The sequence below is a fragment of the Desulfoferrobacter suflitae genome, from assembly GCF_022603395.1.
Classification (GTDB): Bacteria; Desulfobacterota; Syntrophobacteria; order Syntrophobacterales; family Syntrophobacteraceae; genus Desulfoferrobacter; species Desulfoferrobacter suflitae.
Genome location: NZ_JAIBKA010000001.1, coordinates 1 through 16485, shown reverse-complemented (window position 1 = coordinate 16485; position 16485 = coordinate 1). Strand labels below are relative to the sequence as shown.

Here is a 16485-nt window from a genome sequence, read left to right as displayed (position 1 = left end):
TTTCATCCTCAATGCAGTTCGAGGCCGCATTGCCCTGCAAGCCCGCCGCTGCGCCTATGGCGTAGCTATGGCGGGCGGGGAATCTATCACCTCCTTTCCCGCCCGAGCCAGGTCGGCATAGTATTCTTGACACCATTCCGGCCGCTCCGGACTCGAACAAATGGTTTTGACGCTCATGTGCGGTGGATCTGCAGGCAAAGGCACACTCATGAAAAACTCGACACAGCCTGCAATGGCCAAAGCCAGAAAAAGCACGCTCAGGAAATCCCTCATGATTAAATCCTCCTTTTGAAAGTGACTCTCATCCCCGACAGACGGAAATGAAATTACGGCCAAGCACAATGCAGAGGAGCGCTGATTGAATTGCCATTGGGATTGCGTGGTGGCTGGGCGGAGTCTCCGGCTCCGCCTCTGTGTAGTCTAGCCCCTTGTGGGCGTTGCTGGAACGGGCACAAGGCCCTAGGCTACGCAGTGCTGAGTAGCGGGCCGAGTCGAAGTAGAAAGCCAAAAGGAAAAGAAGAATATGTTGGCGAGCACAAAAAAGGGGCCGGGAGGCCCCGGCCTAAGCGTAGAGCACCCGGTAAATTACAGTGCGTGCCCATCTTTGAGAAAACTGTCGGGCAACCCGGCACCCGAGGAAGGGACAAAGCCGGCAATAGACGTGGAGAACATTCAAATGGTGTTGAAGAATGCTTTTCATGGCATGCTCCTTTCGGACGGAGGGCAGAGGACGGAAGTCGGAGGGCGGATGTTGAGGGGGATGAGCCTGGATGGTTCGACATGCACTTTTATTTTTCCGATTTCCGCTATCCGATCTCTGACCTCCGACCTCCGATTTCCGTTTACGCTGCTTGCTGAAACCGTGCTTTGGCTTCGTGATAGGCGCCCCAGATGGCCTTCCATTCATGCTCGCGAAAAGCGGGACCTTTGATCACGCCTTTTTGGATACGAAAGAGGTGCCTGCCGAAAACGGCGAACTCCCTGGGGCCCGCCTCGCGGATTTTTGAAATGAAGTTCAGAGCGGCTTTGGAGATGACCTGTCGGCTTTCCAAAAAGCGCTTTTGGATGTTGTAGAAGGACCAGAAGACACTGGCGCGGTCGCCAGTGAGGTTGGAGGCAAAAACCCGCTTTCCGATCTCTTTCAGAGCCGAAACATCCTTGCACCCTCGAACCATTGCGATGAGCTTTTGAAACCAGGCGGGCTGAAATGCGATCCAGTCCTGCTGGCCGGTTTCGCCGAGCCGGTGATACCCGAGAGTTTCCGGAGAGGGCTCATCGGTTTCTGCATCTGCCTGGTCGAGCTTTATGACGGCCATTTGAAGTTCGGCCTTGGTGGCTCGAGCATAAGGTGTTCTGCCCCGGCGGGTAAGCTCCTGGCGCAACTGCTTGCAGGTCATGCCTCGAACATCGGGGATTTCCTGGAAACCGAGGACGGGTGGGGTGTCCGGATCGGGATCCTGGGAAGGGTTTTCAACTTCGGCAACACCGACCAAAAACCTGTGAAGATAGTGCAGGGTGGCTTTCACGCTTCTTACCCGCGCCCAGGTCGTGACGGCCTTGGCAACCTTTTCGTCGGCATCCAGAATGTGCAAAGCATCGGCCAGCTGAACAGCCTCCGAAAGCGTGCAACGAGCTTTTGTGGCAATGATCTCGGGCCGAAGGTGCCTGGGGCAGGTGTCGAACACCTCGTGAGCGGCAACGACTTCGCGCATGCCGGCAGGGATGCCTTCAAAAACCGCGCGATCCAGCTGCCGGACAAATTTTGGGAAGTGATTCCCCGCCGGAATTTCCAGCGCGCTCTCGACCGAATGGACCTCCAGCCCGTATTGAGGCCAATAATTCGGTGATACCGGAAGCAGATAAGACATAGGATTCATGACTCGCTCCTTTCTCCGGCCATGCCGGATAAATGTTGCTGGAAACAGACAGAAATAAAATTTGTTTGACCTAAAACGAAAAAAGCCGGGATGGATAAACCACCCCGGCGTGAGAACCCAAAACTTGGAGCGCCTAAGTGCGTGTCACAAAATAACATTTACAGTTTATGCGGATTGTGGGCGTATAGCATAGTTCCACTCGCCATGGAATTCGTCACGGACGATGTTGACCTGGCGCAACTCCTTGTCCGAAACCTTAATTCCTTTGGGATACTTATTGGTATCGAGCTCGCACTTGACTGTCAGGCCTGTGCGGGTCTTCGTTGAAGCAATGAGGTTGACGATCACTTCATGACTCACAAGAGGTTTACCCCGCCAATTCTGACTGATGAAGGAAAAGAGTCGATGCTCGATCTTGTTCCACTTGCTGGTGCCCGGTGGGAAATGGCAAACCGATATGACAAGACCAGTTTCGTTGGCGAACTTCTGCAACTCGATCTTCCAGAGTCGAACTCTCGCCCCGTTGCTGCCGCCACCATCAGCGGTAATCAGAAGGCGAGCCGCCTTCGGATAAGCTTCCCGTCCCATGGTAATCCACCACTTGCGGATGCTTTCCACGGCAAACGTTGCAGTGTCATGGTCGGTTCCGACATTGACCCATCCGGTATTGCGGGTCTGGTCGTAAATCCCGTAGGGGGCCACTTTTCCAAGTTCGGGGATCTCAAAATCGTAGACGCGGACTTTTTCCGGGTTGCCCTTTGGTCGGAGCTCCCGTCCACCGTTCTTGAAGTCACCCACACGTTCCTTCTTTTTTGTGTCCACCGAAATAACAGGCTGGTTACAAGACTGAAACTCCTTGACCTTCCCGTGAATGTGCTCAAACTGGGCATTCCGGTCCGGATGCGTGCCTCCCTCAGCGGTCTTTCGGTTCGCCTGCAGACTATAGTCCATCGCGTGAAGGAGCTCGGCAACCATCCGATGACTGGTCTTATGTCCCATTTTCTTCAATTCATCGGAAAGATTACGCACACTCTTAGCCGTCCATCGCAATGGCGATTCGGGATCCTCTTGTGACGGGTTCAATGAGTCCTTCCAAGTCACTTCGAAGTGTCTCGTCAACTTCGATGGTACGCTTTCGTCCTCCGCCTTTCTTGCGCACACGCCCCGCAGAGGACTTCGCAGAAGCCTTCTTTGTCGTTTCATCGAGAAGCTCTCTGCACCCCATAGTGATCGTTGGCCGCGAAATCCCTGTCGCTTGGGACGTCACGGAGATGCCTCCACGGCCAAGAACCAGCGCCTCGGCAGCCACGTAGAGTCGCAGCTGCCTCTCGTTGAGCAGTGGAGCCAGAAATTCAAATCGTTTTTTGATCAATTCTTTCTCCATGACAGCAGTATATCATGGGAAGGAATAGTGTAAAGCTTATTTCGTGACAGGCACTAAACACCGGCACAGCACTGCACCGAAATACCGTGCCGGCAACGATTACCGACGGCAACCGATGGCACCCAACGATAAGCACCGGGCCAGCAGGAAAGAGGCGCCCAGGACCCGCACCCGAGAGACTGCAGAGAGCGCGGACCGGAAACTGGAAAAACGACCACCGGCTGGCCCCGGCGAGCCGCCTCCCGACAGGTGAACCAGGTGCCGGCAGAGCGCCCGGAAACAAACGCGACAACCCCCGAGCCCGAGGCAACCAGTGCCCTTGAGCGCGCAAATAAAGAAGAAATAAAATCAGAGCGCGAACAGCCGGGAACCGCACTGCCCGATACGATTTCCCCACCGAGCTGCTGAAAGTGAACGAGCAGCGCCCGGCAGGACCTGGGAGCCTGATCGATGCCGCCCGGAAGAAAAATACGCGACCCCTGACAAGCCGAACGACCGATGGAGACGACCGCCTGCAAAGCGAACAGATCCGCCCCGACGGCACCGCCCGAACCGACCCGGCAGCCCCGACCGACGAGATCAGATACCACTTTTGAAACCGCACCCGACCAGGAAGCCGGAAGCACCCGAGAACCAACAACCGCAACCAAACGATTAGACATGACGCACCTCCCATGAAAACGTGAACACCCCAAAACCACACAACACACTTTCCACCACCACCATGGGACGGGGCCCCAAAGTCAAGGGGCGATGGCTGTTGAATTTGCGGGCACAGCGTCCAAAGGTCGTGCCCGCAAATTCTCTACAGCCATCGTGGTTTTCGGGAAAAAAGGAAGATTTTTTGGCGCGGCGCATGCGAGGGGGGATGATTAATGGGCAATCACGGGCTTTGTCAAGCGCCGTGACAAAAAATACTCTTTTTTGCCGAAAACCATCCACCCCTTGAGTTTGGGGAGGGTACCCATGGTAGACTGAGGTGAGTTGTGTGTGGTGGGAAAGCGCGGATCTCTGGCGTGCGGGGGGCGTGCCAAAGATGGTGCCCTGGCGCGCCTTGCTCCCCGTTCGATTCGCAGTCTGTGCAGGCAACTCTTTGCAAGGCGTGACAGGGCGCCGGCTTTGGCGCGGCCCCTGCCGGCCAGAGGAGGCCGCGCCCCCATAATCCCCGGGAGTTCGTTACCCGACGGACTCCACCCGCGCGGCCCCCAACCCGGCATCTGCGACCAACCGGGCCGCGCGAACCCCACCCTGCAAGCCGCTGCACCTTAATTCCCAACATAGACGATCAGCGGCTTGCAGCATTCCACCCGCAGGGCGGCACTGCCAGATGCCTCCGTTATGCCGAGGGCTTGCGTACTGCCCAGTGCCTGCAGGCGAGCACTGTGCCGCCCGAGGACAACGCCCGCACCACCGGGGCCTCCCTTCTGGCGCGGGCCATGCCCACCCCTGAGCTGCGCGCTTTTGCACAGGCCCCGCTCTGCATGGCCCGTGTCAGCCCCGGTGCCCCACTGCATGCTGCACATGAGCAACTCGAAACTCAGCTGCCTCGCCCAGGGCATGCCTAAACTGCCCCGCATACTAGCCGGGAGCGATCCTTGCGTGCCCGTTTGCGAGTATTAATGAGTGATCGCATAAATCGGTGGGTTGAAGGTCAGATAAAACAAGGGAGTCTAAAGGAGGTAGCTGAAACCTCTGGGATCTAGGCGGATTTGTGCAAATTATACCAAATGAAGTTCGTAATGCCCTCTCCACTTTATTGAATCCGTATTATAGCTGAGGCAGGACATATTAAGCATGGGAACTCCCCAAAATTAGGATAATCTTCCGTTCGACAGATATACAGAAAAATAAATCCAGAAAAAACTTGTAAAGCTTTTTCGCTCATAATAATTTGAAAAAACAGTACGATGTGGGAATCAGCACACCCCCGATCGCTTCCAGGATAGACACAGATCGCTCCACTCACAACGGCAAGTCCTTCCCGCGTCGGATTCAGAAGTTTGTCAGTACCAATTACCCTTCTGGTCATCATCGGGAATGGTGAGATAAGCAGAACTACACAATTCGTTGTTAGCTATTTTCACTGCAAGGTTTGTTTTCATATGAACATACCCTTTCTAGAATCAGCACGTGGGGTTTCATTCGATTGGCATATTGTCCAAACGATGAAGTGGCTTGAATTTGATGGAGGTCGGAGACTCGACAGCACACTTGTATATGCTGCCGTCGAATTGAGAGCGGCCATCGAGAGGTACATCTTTGAACTGCTCTACCTTCTGAAGGAAGGTAATCTATCCCCAAGCGAACAAAGCCGTTGTCGCAGCATTACCGGCATGTTTACCTTGATGAAAGAGACGGATCCATTCTATCGGAAGACAATTGAGTTTACGAAGTTGGTTGTTTCCCTGTCGCCTGGCTTGCCGGAGGTCACCATGGTGGACACGGCGTATCTCAACAGGAAATGGCGGGATCTGAGTGAATACTGCCATATGCAGTTTCATCCTGAGGAGACATTTACGTCCATTGGCAGGAAATTCCAGGAAGCTGGATTTGTATTGATTCATGAAGTTCTCGAAAAGTTCAAAAAATGGAAGGTGGAAAGCAACTGTGCTATTTTGGCGCGTTCCTCTCTGCCTGAAGAGGTAAAGGATGTCTACGATAGATTCATACGCGAGGAGATTGATCCTGGTCAGGCAAGGAGAATGCTGATCCTGATGGAACCGGTGCTACAGGCGCGGTTGAATTCAAGGCAGTGAGCTAGGCACAAAGGGGACGTTCTTGAATTAGTTAACTTGTTATGTTACTGCTGAACGTATGGCAGAGGGAATGATAGATAGAATTCATTGCGTATAGGGAGCTTGCATGCCACGATCCTACGTCCCACAATATTTGATTTGAACAGTCCCAAGTAATCTGATCCCGCCTATCCCGCTATACCTCGCCATGCTTTTGCACTTTACCCTGCCTACCCCGCGCGCCGGGCGCTAACCGGTCCCAAGACCACGCCGGATAACGGCTGGGCATCAGCGGGGGCGCCGAAGCACCTCCGGAATGTCAACATTACTGGTTGTCGCAGCGCCACGAGCCTCGCCGACCACCTGCAGGCCATGGCTCGGCTGCAAGATCTATTCTGCTGATGACGATGCAGACTCCAGTTCAGAGGCTTTCTTCAGAGCCCATTCAATGGCTTCGTTGTCAAATCCTGGCCTTGAGCGCATAAAAGCGGCCGCCTTTCGGTAGTACTCAGCGGCCATCCTATTCTGCCCCTTGGCTTCATAGACCGTTGCCAGTCTGTCGAGCCCGTCAACATCGTCCGGATATTGCTCCAATAGCTTGTGACACTGAGCTTCCGCTTCGTCCAGTTTCCCGGCTTGGATGAGATCAATGACACTATTCGATAGGTTGTCCAACTCCTCCATTTGGGCATGGATCTGTTTGAAGACATCTGAAGGAGCCTGCGGCGGCCGTGTCGCTGAGACCTGTTCGCGCAACAAACAGCATTTTTTGTACTTCTTTCCACTTCCACAAGGGCAGGGCGCATTGCGGGATATCTTACTCATGGGTAACGCAACTCCTTTGTTGAAAAACCGTTGCCAAACATAGCATCTGGCGCGTCGGGCGCCGGCGGTTTTGCGCTTGCGGGCGGCGCCAGGTTGGAGTAAACGAACGGCTTTTTCGGAAACCTCTTCGATCATGACTATTCGCTCAAGTGGGAGACGCCATGTTTGCTCCATTTACCCGCTCAGATATTAGAAAATACAGCTTGAATGTGCTGCGAAACAAGATCCGCTGCGGTTTGCCCTCCTGCCCCGTCTGCAATACTCAACCGTATTTGTTCAGGCGGCATCAGGCACGCCCCCGCAAATTCCGCATTCTATGCGACGCATTGGTCCAGGTGGTAAAATGCCTTGTCATTCGGTGGAAATGCCCCGGCTGCCATAAGACCTTCACCGAACAGCCTCCTTTCGCGCTTCCCTTCAAGCGTTACACCAGCGACGCGATACTTCATCGCTCGGCAAGCTATCTGGAAGATGAGACGTCGACCTATCGGAAGACAGTCCTGGAAGAAGGCTCGGAGATCTTCCATGCCTCGACGGACGAAGGAAATACGCCGGTCGATAAAGTCCTCTCCCACACAACCCCTTACCGCTGGATCGACACTCTTGGCCGCTTCAAAGAAATCCCGCGCCGCGCTCTGGACCTCATCTTACAGAAGGATCCGGCGACAAAAGTCTACCGGGATCTCGCCGCGCTAACGATCTCCCCCAATAAGTTCGTGAAAACCGCTCGGGAAGAAACCCTCAAACGCTCTCGCCGGCTCGTCCACCTGGAGGCGGTATTCCGAGTTGTTTTTGGTGCTTCAATTTTCCCCTTCTTTGCAACAGGCTGCGCCTGGCAATGATTTATGCTCGCCTCCAACCATAAAACAAAGGAGGCGTTATGAAGCAAAAAGATGAAAAATGGGCCCTGTTCTGGTGCGATCTCCTTCGCCCCGTTCTCTTCGACGAGGTGGAGCCGGAATCGATCCAGGATTTTCTCAAAGAGATCTCTCAAAAGGAGATGGTCTTTCCCGGCGGACGTACCGGCAAGCCCTCCCTTTCCACCCTCAGGCGAAAGCTGAAGCGCTATCGAACCGGAGGATTCGATGCTCTCGCAAGAAAAGACCGCCATGACCGCGGCCATGCCAGGGCCGCACCCGCAGAAATCATTGCAACCGCCATCGAGCTTAAATGCGAGCAGCCCAAGCGCTCCCCTGCCACCATCAACCGATTCCTAAAGGACCTCTATGGCGTTACGCTCTCCCGCTCTACTTTGTATCGCCATCTTAAAGGTGCGGGCGCAACCCGCCTCAAGCTCGGCGTTGTCAAAAACAAGGTGAGAAAACGTTGGACCAGAGACCATACCCATGATCTCTGGGTTGGGGACTTCGAGGAAGGCCCCTATGTTGTTTTCGGCCGGGAGGTCCTGCCCACCTATCTTTCCGCTTTCATCGACTGCCACAGCAGGTATATCGTCGAGGCCCGCTACTACCTGCGCCAAAGCCTCGATATCCTCATCGACTCGCTGCTGCGCGCCCTGGCCAAGCATGGCGCCCCCGGCGAACTCTACCTCGATAACGCCAAGGTCTATCACGCAATCGGCCTCAAGGCTGCCTGCTACCGGCTCCACATCCGGCTTCGCCACCGGCCGGCCGGGGACCCTTCCCCGGGAGGACTCATTGAGCGCTTCTTTGAGACCGCCCAAGACCGGTTTGAATCCGAGGTGCGGGCACAAGATGCCATAAGCCTCGATGATCTCAACCGAGCTCTCAGCGCATGGATCTCGGTGGATTATCATAGCTCCATTCATTCCGAGACCGGCGAGACTCCCAAGGACCGCTATCATACCGGACTTTCCGTCATCCGCCACGTGGAAATGGACCAGGTGCTCGCTTCCTTCCTTAGAAAGGTCACTCGGGTCGTCCACAAGGATTTTTCCGACATTAGCCTCGATAAGCGGCTCTACCGGGTCGATCCAGCTTTAAGGGGAGACAAGGTCTGGGTCCACTACGATCCCTTCTCGTCTTCAGATAGCGTGAAGATCTTTTCCCTGAAAGGCGAATACCAGGGATCGGGCGTGCTCCATCACCGCGAGGCCGAGCAACCGCCCCTTCCCGCACAAGCTCGGGGAAAACCCAAGCATAACCTCATCGATCTCCTCGTTCGCGAGCACCGGGAGCAGCTCGCCGCAAACACTCGCGGCATCGATTACCGCAAGGTCGTCTCCGTGCGGCCGTGGCCGTTTCATGCCTTTGTCAAAGCCTTTGCCCGGCTGCTCGGAAAAGAAGTGGGCATCTCCGCCTTCACGGCACAGGAGCTCGAAACGCTCAAAAAACTCTACAATCAAAACGTTCAGCTCACAGAATCCGTGCTCACGCAGGCCTTTGCCCGAGTGCCTAACAAGTCGTTCCCCCACCTCGTCGGTGAGCTCAAACAAATCCTACAGCAAAAGGAGTAACCACCATGTTCCTCGATCATTTCAAAATGAACAGCCATCCCTTCCAGGAACGCCCTCCCGTGGAATGGATCCTCAACGACCACCGCATCTCCCAGTCCCTGGCCAGACTCGACTACTTTGCCCGGCAAGGGACCCTGGCCCTCCTCATCGGACCAACCGGTGCCGGAAAATCCACACTCTTAAGGCTCTTCATCCATAACCTCTCTAAAAACCGCTACCGCCCCGTTTATCTCCACTTCACCGGAATCCCGTCATCCAGCCTGCTTCGCCTAATCGTGACTCAGTTGGGAGAAGCCCCCCGGCGAGGCAAGGATCATCTCTTTTTACAAATTCTCGATCGCACCGCAAAAGAAGATCTCTCAACGGTGCTTATCATCGACGAAGCCCACCTTATAGATCCGCAAGCTTTGACCGATCTGCGCCTCCTGGTTAGCTCAGCCCTCGATACCGATACTCCCGTAAAGATCGTCCTCAGCGGTCAGGAGCCCCTCGCCAAGCTCCTTGCCCGTGCCTCTCTTAGCGATCTTGTCAACCGAATCACCGTCCGATGTCACCTCGGCGCCTTAACCTCGGACCAGACCACCTCCTATATCGACTCCAGGATGCGTTTCGCGGGGAGCAACGAGAAGGTCTTCGAGCCCGAAGCCAAATCCCTCATCCATGACTATGCCAGCGGCATCCCAAGGCAGATTAATAACATCGCTACCGCCTGCCTCCTCAATGCCGCCGCCCAAAATCTCAACAAGATCAACGAAGCCCTGGTCACCGACACCATGGCCGAATTCCGCCTTCCCTAGGAGAAGACATCATGACAAAGCTCTATTCCAAGCAAAAACTCCGGATACTGCGTAATCAGATCCCCATCTCCCGGCTCATCTCTGATTTTCTGCGCATCCCCTGCAAAGTATCAGACGGGTATTTTCGCTTTCTATGCCCCCTGTGCTCTGAGTTTCAAACCGCCACCAACCCCAAAACCAACCTGGCCCGGTGCTTCCGGTGCCAGAAAAACTTCAATCCCATCGACATGGTCATGGCCGTCAAATGCTGCAACTTCCGTGAGGCTGTTGAAATGATCGACGGCTTACAAGACTGCTAAAATACTCACGTCTTCCCTCACAAGCTCCCACCAACTTGTGGGGGAGGACATCTTCATCTAAACTGGGACTCTCAGAGTCAAATATTGTGAGACTTAGCACCACGACAAGCGAGGGTTGGACGTACCCGGGACATTGCATCACGTGATCATCCGGGGAATAGAAAGACGCCGGATCGTCGATGATCGGGAGGACCGCAACCGGAAAGATAAGTTGACGAATTCAAGAACGTCCCATTAGCGACCCTCAATTACTTGTTAGCGTGCGATGATATGATACTCTCGGCCATGTGGAGGTGCCCATGAAAAGGGGAAAAGTCACCAGCTTCGATCCATCAAAGGGATATGGCTTTATTCTGGGCGGGGACGGAAAGCAGTATTTTGCACATTGTTCCAAGATAGTCGGCAGGCTGGAAGAGCGGTTATATGTCAACGAATATGTTCAGTTTCAAGTTGTAGAATCAGATCACTCAAAACATAAATATGACGCAGCAATTAACATACAACCCATTCTCGACATGGATGATTCCGAACCATATCAAGTCCACAGAAACCCATTTATTCCCCGAAGCCCGATAAACAACCCCGAGAAATTCGCCGGCAGGAAGACCGGAATTAAAGATGGAGTTACTAGCCTCGTAAATAACAGCAATATTCTGATAACTGGAGATAGAGGAATTGGAAAAAGTTCCTTTGCCAACCAGCTAGTTCGCATTTCTGAAGGTGACACTTTTTTATTGAAGAAAATGAGTATAAACCTACCCGAGTCTTACTCCCCGCAGTATGCTGCTATCTCCATCCGCGGCTTCAAAGACATGACACTAGAAGATGTTGCGGGTGGAATAGTAAGAGAATTAGTAGTCAAGTTTGATATTGGTGAAAAACTGGAAACTGAACATCAGATTGACTTGAAGGTATACAAATTTAAGGCTAAATCTACAACAAAAGATTTTGATCTTAAGAACATTATGGACTTCTTTGGGTATGATATCATAAAGATATGCGATACTTTGGGATATCGAGATGGCTTATTGATTCTGATTGACGAGGTCGAAAACATAGACCCTACATCGGGTTTTGCAAATTTCATCAAAAATATTACCGAGTATTTCTCTTCTGAAAACAGGCATATAACTTTTGTGCTTTCGGGGATTCCATGCACACTAACAGACCTCTTCTTGCAGCATCCTTCGTTTCTGCGATTATTCTCGCCTATTGAACTTAAAGAATTTTCCGCAATAGAATCGTATGAGCTACTTGACTCGTACTTGGGCTCTGGAAAGAAACGCTATCACTCCCGCACCAGGACATCTATATGTAAAATGGCGAGAGGATACCCTGTTAATTTACAGTTACTTGGATTTTACGCTTATCAAATAGATAAGGACTCCTATATTGATGATGATGACCTCAAGATAGCCGTGGATTATATTTTAGACAATGTGAAGAAGGAAGAGTTTATCAGTAAGCATGAAAGCATTGGCTTCGGACTTGCTGAGCAAATTCTCAAATTAATATTGAGAGAACGACAGGGAGCAAACATTTCATTCCAGACACTTCTGCAATTACTTCCAGATACCGATGAAAATGCAATTATAACAGCCCTTGATACTCTCGAAAAGAATGAACTGATCTATAAGTATTCGAAGGGCAATTACTTTATAAAGGATTATTTATTTCATAAGTACTTACAGAAATACTACGAACGAATGAGCTAAAGCAATACATGACAGAGGTTAAACCTCCGGCTTTTACTCATTGAAGTGGGTACTTCAACTACGGGAGCTGAGAAAACTATTTTCTAACGAGTGCATCAACCGGACGGCGCAATCCGTGGGCGCGTGACAGGAAGTCGCATCGTCCGCCCAACCTTACCGGCTCCGCGCCGCCGGTTATGCTCGCTGTTATATGAAAGGAGATTGAAATGATTAATTGTGCAGCCTGCGGGACACCTTTAGAGCACAAAAATGAACCATGCCCAAATTGTTTACCTGGAATGGCATGGAGACTGCCAACCTATGATATTCCAAAGCAGAGAGAACCGGAACCACCCTGGGAAGAATTGCAAGAGATTGATCTTTTAAAACGCACGGTGAAGGCTTTTGCAAAAATGGTTATTCATTACCGGATTGGCAAGCCTACGATGCCAGAATGGGTTTTTGATAATATCGCGAAGGCAAAGGAACGATACGGCGAGGATTTAACGAAAATCATATAACCAGCTAATTCACCGGATGCTAAAAAGCCAGCACCGGTGATCAGCACGTTAGGTTTTTGGTTCAGGACGCTTTCTATCGAGTGATGGCATGAAAACAGATTACGAACCTCTATTCGCGCCTGGAATCCAGAATGTTCCGCTCTCTCATTTAGAGGAGACATTTGTCGCCCCATTCAACAGTGGTGAACACCGTCAGTACCTTTGTGAGCGTCTGAGAAACTTCGTTGAACTGTTGCTTTCCTTGGGCATACCTTTCGAGATCTGGGTTGACGGTTCCTTTTGCACTATGAAGCCAGAACCCGGTGATATTGACTTAGTCGTTTTTGCTCCAATTAACGCAGTCAACAAATTGCCTGCAGCTGGCAGGAACCTTATGAAGGAACTATTCGCGAAGGAGCATAAAGAGGCAGTCAAATACAGATACGGTTGTGACGCCTACTTTGTGCCTGGCGAGGACGCGAATGCAAGGAGCTATTGGCGAGGGTGGTTTGGTTTCTCAAGGGGTGAAAATCCGAAAGGTATAGCCCGATTGGTTCAGCTATCATGAACGTAATCCGTAGCCTACAAGATCAGCTAGATGAAGCTAATAAGCTGCGAACGGAGCAGTTGAGCACCATAGAGACCAGTGCCGGCAATTTCGCTTTGGAGCTGGCCTTGAACTCTTTAGAAGCACACATCTCAGATCTCGAAAATCAATTGCGCAAGGAGAAGGAAAAGCGCCAAAAAGAAGTACTCGAATTGCGTTTAGAAGGTTCTATTGCACAATTCGGTTCTTTGCCGCTCAGCGTCTTGGCGGGGATAGCACATTACATTTCAGGTGCGCTTCACGCGGCATCTGCACGCATCAGGACTGGACGAGAGCCAAAGGGGCGTATTGCTGAATCCATAATGAGTTCTTTGAACTTGCGACTTGTCGGTATTGAACCGGGATCATCAAGACTCCTCATAACAGCTGACACCTCTCCCAATCTATTTGGGCGTAGCATGACCGAAGAAAGCCTTAGAGGTTTATTTAATCTATTAACTGCCCAGGAGGAAAGCAGTCTTACTGACTCAGTTCAGATTCTTGGTGCAAGAAGTACTCACAATGTCAGCTCTCTCCTTAAGTATTTAACTAAAAACAATCTGGCGTTGGATGCTCGTTGGACCTCCCCCACAGGTGAACAATACGGATGGCAAGCTACAACATATGATATTACAAAACTTGCGTCGTCGTTGGACATGCTGCAAATACAAAAGCCGGAGCGGATTAAAATCTCTGGTGAAGTGGTTTTATTAAGCGAAAAAGGTCGCCTAGATTTGAAAGATGATCGCGAATGTACTCACAGATGTAATTTTGCACACTTTCTGATTGGGCAGGTTAAGAAGTTGCATTTAGGTGACAGAATTACCTGTGCCATAAACAAGACCACCATCTATAATTCTATGACCGACAAGGAGAAAGTTACTCTGGACCTCGTCGAGATACATCAGAACCAGGAAGAAACCTAACGGTCGTTGCACCAGACGCCGAAAAGACAGGCGCTGGTGAACTTTTTGTTCGGCCGCGTTCGACATAGCCAGTGAAAAGAAATGGAGGTTTGGCCGTGAACGTTCAGAAGTTCGCCAGAATTGCAGAATCTCTGCGTCAGTATCAACGAGCAGAGCTTAAAGACTTTGAGGAGGAAATCGGAGCCCGACCTGTTGACGCTATTTATGTAGATCCACTGCCAAATGACGCTGTCCTGAATTCCGTGCTCTCTAGCAATACCACTTTTCTTCTTGGACGGAAGGGAACTGGCAAGAGCACAGTATTCGCACGCGCACAGAGCATTTTCCGCAATAGGAAGGACCTGCTCTCCACGTACATTGATGTCAAGAGCCTTTATGACATCGTCAACACTGCCGAGACACCAGCCCGTATTGTCGAATCGGCTGACATTGACGCCGGGATTTGCAGAGCGCACCTCCTTCGGAAGGCCTTCTTAGGGGCCGTTATCTCCGAACTCCTCAAAGAAGTCGACCGTCTTTGCAGCGAGATGTCCCTTTGGGACATATGGCGTGGGAAAAAGAAATCCTTCGTCGATTTGCGAGGCGAACTATCCAATCTCCAGAGTAGGGTGAGAGAAGTCAAACTAACTGAGCATGAACTGCCAATACTCCAAGAAATCAACAGGAGCTGGAAATCACGCTTGCAGATGGAACATTCCGAGGGGGCAAATGCTGGGTTGAAGGGCGAAGTGTCCGTTACAGGTGTTAAAGCTGGCACCCACGCGTCGGTCTCCGATTTCGAGAAGTCGTTGGACGACAGCGAAGTCTACAACCAGTACTCCGATGTGGTGCTTAAATCTTTCCCATTCGAGGAAATCATTTCTGAACTACGTGACCTGCTCGATGAAAGCAGTCTTAAACGGTTGGTCGTGTTCTTCGATGATTTCTCGGAGCTGAACTTCCTTGACCAGCGATTGTTTGTCGATGTTGTATTAGCTCCTTTGAACAATTCGAGTAATGAGGCTGTAAAGCTGAAGATCGCTGGCTACCCTGGCCGTGTATATTACGGTCGGATCGACGCAACAAAGGTCGATACTTTCAGTCTAGATTTCTCGGCTTTGTATGAGGCTACTGAGGTCCAGACGATGGAAAGGGCCGCCATCGATTACGCCACAAGACTGCTGGACACGCGATTTAAGGCGTTCGGGGAGAATATGTCGGCCTATTTCGATCCGTCAGTCCCAATGGATGAACATATGAAACTCATGTTTCAAACTACATTCAACGTGCCGCGTCTGATGGGTTCACTCCTCCACATCTGCTATCTCGACAGGGTTTCCAGAGGGCTACAAGTAAACGCTGCTTCACTGCGCTTAGCCGCACGAAAGTACTATGAATCGACAATCATGCAGTACTTCCAACGAATGAACCGGTTTGCCTTGGAACCCTTCGAGAATAAGCTAGATCGGCACAACCAGGAACAACTGCTCAGATACATCGTAAAGGAAGCACGCGACGTACGCCGGAGAATATCAGATGGTTCCGTTGGCGGCACATACTTCCAGGGTTTAAGCAATCCACCAACCAGTCATTTTGTCATAAGTTCTGCCATCGGAGATGTCTTCAAGTCTCTGGAGTCAAATTTCCTTCTTTCCAAATACAAGGACACTCGAGACAAAGATGGCAGGGCTGTAGCAGTCTATGCCCTCTTCTACGGCTTAGCTGAATTCGAGCGGCTTGCCTGGGGTTACCCACCTGGACGAGAGTACCGAAATTACTTCGTTCAACGTTGCTTCGATTTCACTGCGGCGATTCACGAATTTCTATCACGTAACCAAACAATACGATGTTCCAATTGTGGGAAGTGCTATCCACTTGAGCAGAGAGGAAGCTTTGAACTCTACAAGTGGCGCTGTCCGGAATGCCGAGATGGGATCTGTGCAGTAGTCAATCTTGCCGATGACTTCCGAGCGGAAGTCGCAGAATTGCGCGATGACCTCATGCTCGAGAGTGTGGAACTCGATATCTTAAATACCCTCGACTCTGAGGGAAGACCAATGCGAGCGGGTGAAATCTCGGCGTTTATCGACGTCACATATCAGTTAGTCGGTCATCGAACTTCGAAATTGCGCGATGCTGGGCTAGTGCAGAAACAGCCCAGCTCCCAGGATGGCAAGATGAGAAGTACGATCACTGATAGGGCACGTCGGACATATTTCCCTACAACTGGAGACGCCGAACCCAGGGCTGCAGGCGACGGCGGACCACGCGCGTGATGTTAGGTCACAGTCCTTGGCCGCCGCGCCTGAGCCCTCATGTTAGCCTCCTGGATAATCATTTAATGCCTGGAACGCTGGCTTTATCGCGATGTAAATTGGTAGTGTATATCAGCATTCTTGAGCTAAACGCGTAAGCTCATGTTAATCTTGATTTCAATTGACTGTAT

The 16485-nt window shown here is 51.6% G+C and carries 17 protein-coding genes; 10 read left to right on the top strand and 7 right to left on the bottom strand.

What is annotated here, in order from left to right:
• Positions 1–54: 54 nt before the first annotated feature.
• From K1V27_RS00085 to K1V27_RS00060, 6 genes are all read right to left on the bottom strand, one after another.
• Entirely contained in the window at positions 55–273 is a 219-nt protein-coding gene (locus K1V27_RS00085) for a hypothetical protein (protein WP_258927483.1), read from the bottom strand.
• Positions 274–562: 289 nt separating this feature from the next.
• Complete coding sequence (locus K1V27_RS00080; RefSeq protein ID WP_258927482.1) at positions 563–700, bottom strand: hypothetical protein; 138 nt, start codon at positions 698–700, stop codon at positions 563–565.
• Positions 701–842: 142 nt separating this feature from the next.
• Positions 843–1877 carry a hypothetical protein gene (locus K1V27_RS00075; protein ID WP_258927481.1) on the bottom strand — a complete coding sequence of 345 codons (1035 nt, stop codon included), beginning with the start codon at positions 1875–1877 and terminating at the stop codon, positions 843–845.
• A 165-nt stretch (positions 1878–2042) separates the two neighbouring features.
• Positions 2043–3261, bottom strand: a protein-coding gene (locus K1V27_RS00070) for an ISAzo13 family transposase (RefSeq protein WP_258927480.1) whose coding sequence is annotated in 2 segments (ribosomal slippage) — positions 2043–2943 and positions 2942–3261 — 1221 coding nt in all. Because the reading frame shifts where the segments join, the coding sequence is not laid out codon by codon here.
• 53 nt (positions 3262–3314) lie between these two features.
• The gene (locus K1V27_RS00065) at positions 3315–3923 is read right to left on the bottom strand and encodes a DNA-processing protein DprA (protein ID WP_258927479.1); all 609 of its coding nucleotides are present in this window, start codon (positions 3921–3923) and stop codon (positions 3315–3317) included.
• 603 nt (positions 3924–4526) lie between these two features.
• Positions 4527–4838, bottom strand: a complete 312-nt coding sequence (locus K1V27_RS00060) for a hypothetical protein (protein WP_258927478.1) — start codon at positions 4836–4838, stop codon at positions 4527–4529.
• Between the two features lie 423 nt (positions 4839–5261).
• Between K1V27_RS00060 and K1V27_RS00055 the strand changes: the two genes are divergently transcribed.
• Positions 5262–6017 carry a hypothetical protein gene (locus tag K1V27_RS00055; protein WP_258927477.1) on the top strand — a complete coding sequence of 252 codons (756 nt, stop codon included), beginning with the start codon at positions 5262–5264 and terminating at the stop codon, positions 6015–6017.
• A gap of 369 nt (positions 6018–6386) precedes the next feature.
• On the opposite strand, the gene K1V27_RS00050 is transcribed toward K1V27_RS00055, so the two are convergent.
• Positions 6387–6956, bottom strand: coding sequence for a tetratricopeptide repeat protein (locus tag K1V27_RS00050; RefSeq protein WP_258927476.1), 570 nt, complete (start codon positions 6954–6956; stop codon positions 6387–6389).
• Positions 6957–6982: 26 nt separating this feature from the next.
• Between K1V27_RS00050 and K1V27_RS00045 the strand changes: the two genes are divergently transcribed.
• From K1V27_RS00045 to K1V27_RS00005, 9 genes are all read left to right on the top strand, one after another.
• Complete coding sequence (locus K1V27_RS00045; protein WP_258927475.1) at positions 6983–7663, top strand: DUF6431 domain-containing protein; 681 nt, start codon at positions 6983–6985, stop codon at positions 7661–7663.
• A 38-nt stretch (positions 7664–7701) separates the two neighbouring features.
• Positions 7702–9258 carry a helix-turn-helix domain-containing protein gene (locus K1V27_RS00040; RefSeq protein WP_258927474.1) on the top strand — a complete coding sequence of 519 codons (1557 nt, stop codon included), beginning with the start codon at positions 7702–7704 and terminating at the stop codon, positions 9256–9258.
• A gap of 5 nt (positions 9259–9263) precedes the next feature.
• On the top strand, positions 9264–10055 hold the full coding sequence (locus K1V27_RS00035) for an ExeA family protein (protein WP_258927473.1): 792 nt from the start codon (positions 9264–9266) through the stop codon (positions 10053–10055).
• 11 nt (positions 10056–10066) lie between these two features.
• On the top strand, positions 10067–10354 hold the full coding sequence (locus tag K1V27_RS00030; protein WP_258927472.1) for a CHC2 zinc finger domain-containing protein: 288 nt from the start codon (positions 10067–10069) through the stop codon (positions 10352–10354).
• A gap of 299 nt (positions 10355–10653) precedes the next feature.
• Positions 10654–12069, top strand: coding sequence for a cold-shock protein (locus K1V27_RS00025; protein ID WP_258927471.1), 1416 nt, complete (start codon positions 10654–10656; stop codon positions 12067–12069).
• A gap of 206 nt (positions 12070–12275) precedes the next feature.
• Positions 12276–12569 carry a hypothetical protein gene (locus K1V27_RS00020; protein ID WP_258927470.1) on the top strand — a complete coding sequence of 98 codons (294 nt, stop codon included), beginning with the start codon at positions 12276–12278 and terminating at the stop codon, positions 12567–12569.
• A gap of 88 nt (positions 12570–12657) precedes the next feature.
• A complete protein-coding gene (locus tag K1V27_RS00015) occupies positions 12658–13116 on the top strand; it encodes a DUF6932 family protein (RefSeq protein ID WP_258927469.1) in 459 nt (152 codons plus the stop codon).
• A complete protein-coding gene (locus K1V27_RS00010; RefSeq protein WP_258927468.1) occupies positions 13113–14060 on the top strand; it encodes a hypothetical protein in 948 nt (315 codons plus the stop codon). The genes K1V27_RS00015 and K1V27_RS00010 overlap by 4 nt, the downstream gene beginning before the upstream one ends.
• Positions 14061–14155: 95 nt before the next feature.
• A complete protein-coding gene (locus K1V27_RS00005) occupies positions 14156–16315 on the top strand; it encodes a winged helix DNA-binding protein (protein ID WP_258927467.1) in 2160 nt (719 codons plus the stop codon).
• Positions 16316–16485 lie beyond the last annotated feature (170 nt).

Coding starts and splice junctions, on each gene's coding strand:
- K1V27_RS00060 (WP_258927478.1), bottom strand. CDS start 4,838: ATGCGGGGCAGTTTAGGCATGCCCTGGGCGAGGCAGCTGAGTTTCGAG.
- K1V27_RS00065 (WP_258927479.1), bottom strand. CDS start 3,923: ATGTCTAATCGTTTGGTTGCGGTTGTTGGTTCTCGGGTGCTTCCGGCT.
- K1V27_RS00020 (WP_258927470.1), top strand. CDS start 12,276: ATGATTAATTGTGCAGCCTGCGGGACACCTTTAGAGCACAAAAATGAA.
- K1V27_RS00075 (WP_258927481.1), bottom strand. CDS start 1,877: ATGAATCCTATGTCTTATCTGCTTCCGGTATCACCGAATTATTGGCCT.
- K1V27_RS00045 (WP_258927475.1), top strand. CDS start 6,983: ATGTTTGCTCCATTTACCCGCTCAGATATTAGAAAATACAGCTTGAAT.
- K1V27_RS00025 (WP_258927471.1), top strand. CDS start 10,654: ATGAAAAGGGGAAAAGTCACCAGCTTCGATCCATCAAAGGGATATGGC.
- K1V27_RS00030 (WP_258927472.1), top strand. CDS start 10,067: ATGACAAAGCTCTATTCCAAGCAAAAACTCCGGATACTGCGTAATCAG.
- K1V27_RS00080 (WP_258927482.1), bottom strand. CDS start 700: ATGAAAAGCATTCTTCAACACCATTTGAATGTTCTCCACGTCTATTGC.
- K1V27_RS00015 (WP_258927469.1), top strand. CDS start 12,658: ATGAAAACAGATTACGAACCTCTATTCGCGCCTGGAATCCAGAATGTT.
- K1V27_RS00010 (WP_258927468.1), top strand. CDS start 13,113: ATGAACGTAATCCGTAGCCTACAAGATCAGCTAGATGAAGCTAATAAG.
- K1V27_RS00040 (WP_258927474.1), top strand. CDS start 7,702: ATGAAGCAAAAAGATGAAAAATGGGCCCTGTTCTGGTGCGATCTCCTT.
- K1V27_RS00035 (WP_258927473.1), top strand. CDS start 9,264: ATGTTCCTCGATCATTTCAAAATGAACAGCCATCCCTTCCAGGAACGC.
- K1V27_RS00085 (WP_258927483.1), bottom strand. CDS start 273: ATGAGGGATTTCCTGAGCGTGCTTTTTCTGGCTTTGGCCATTGCAGGC.
- K1V27_RS00050 (WP_258927476.1), bottom strand. CDS start 6,956: ATGATCGAAGAGGTTTCCGAAAAAGCCGTTCGTTTACTCCAACCTGGC.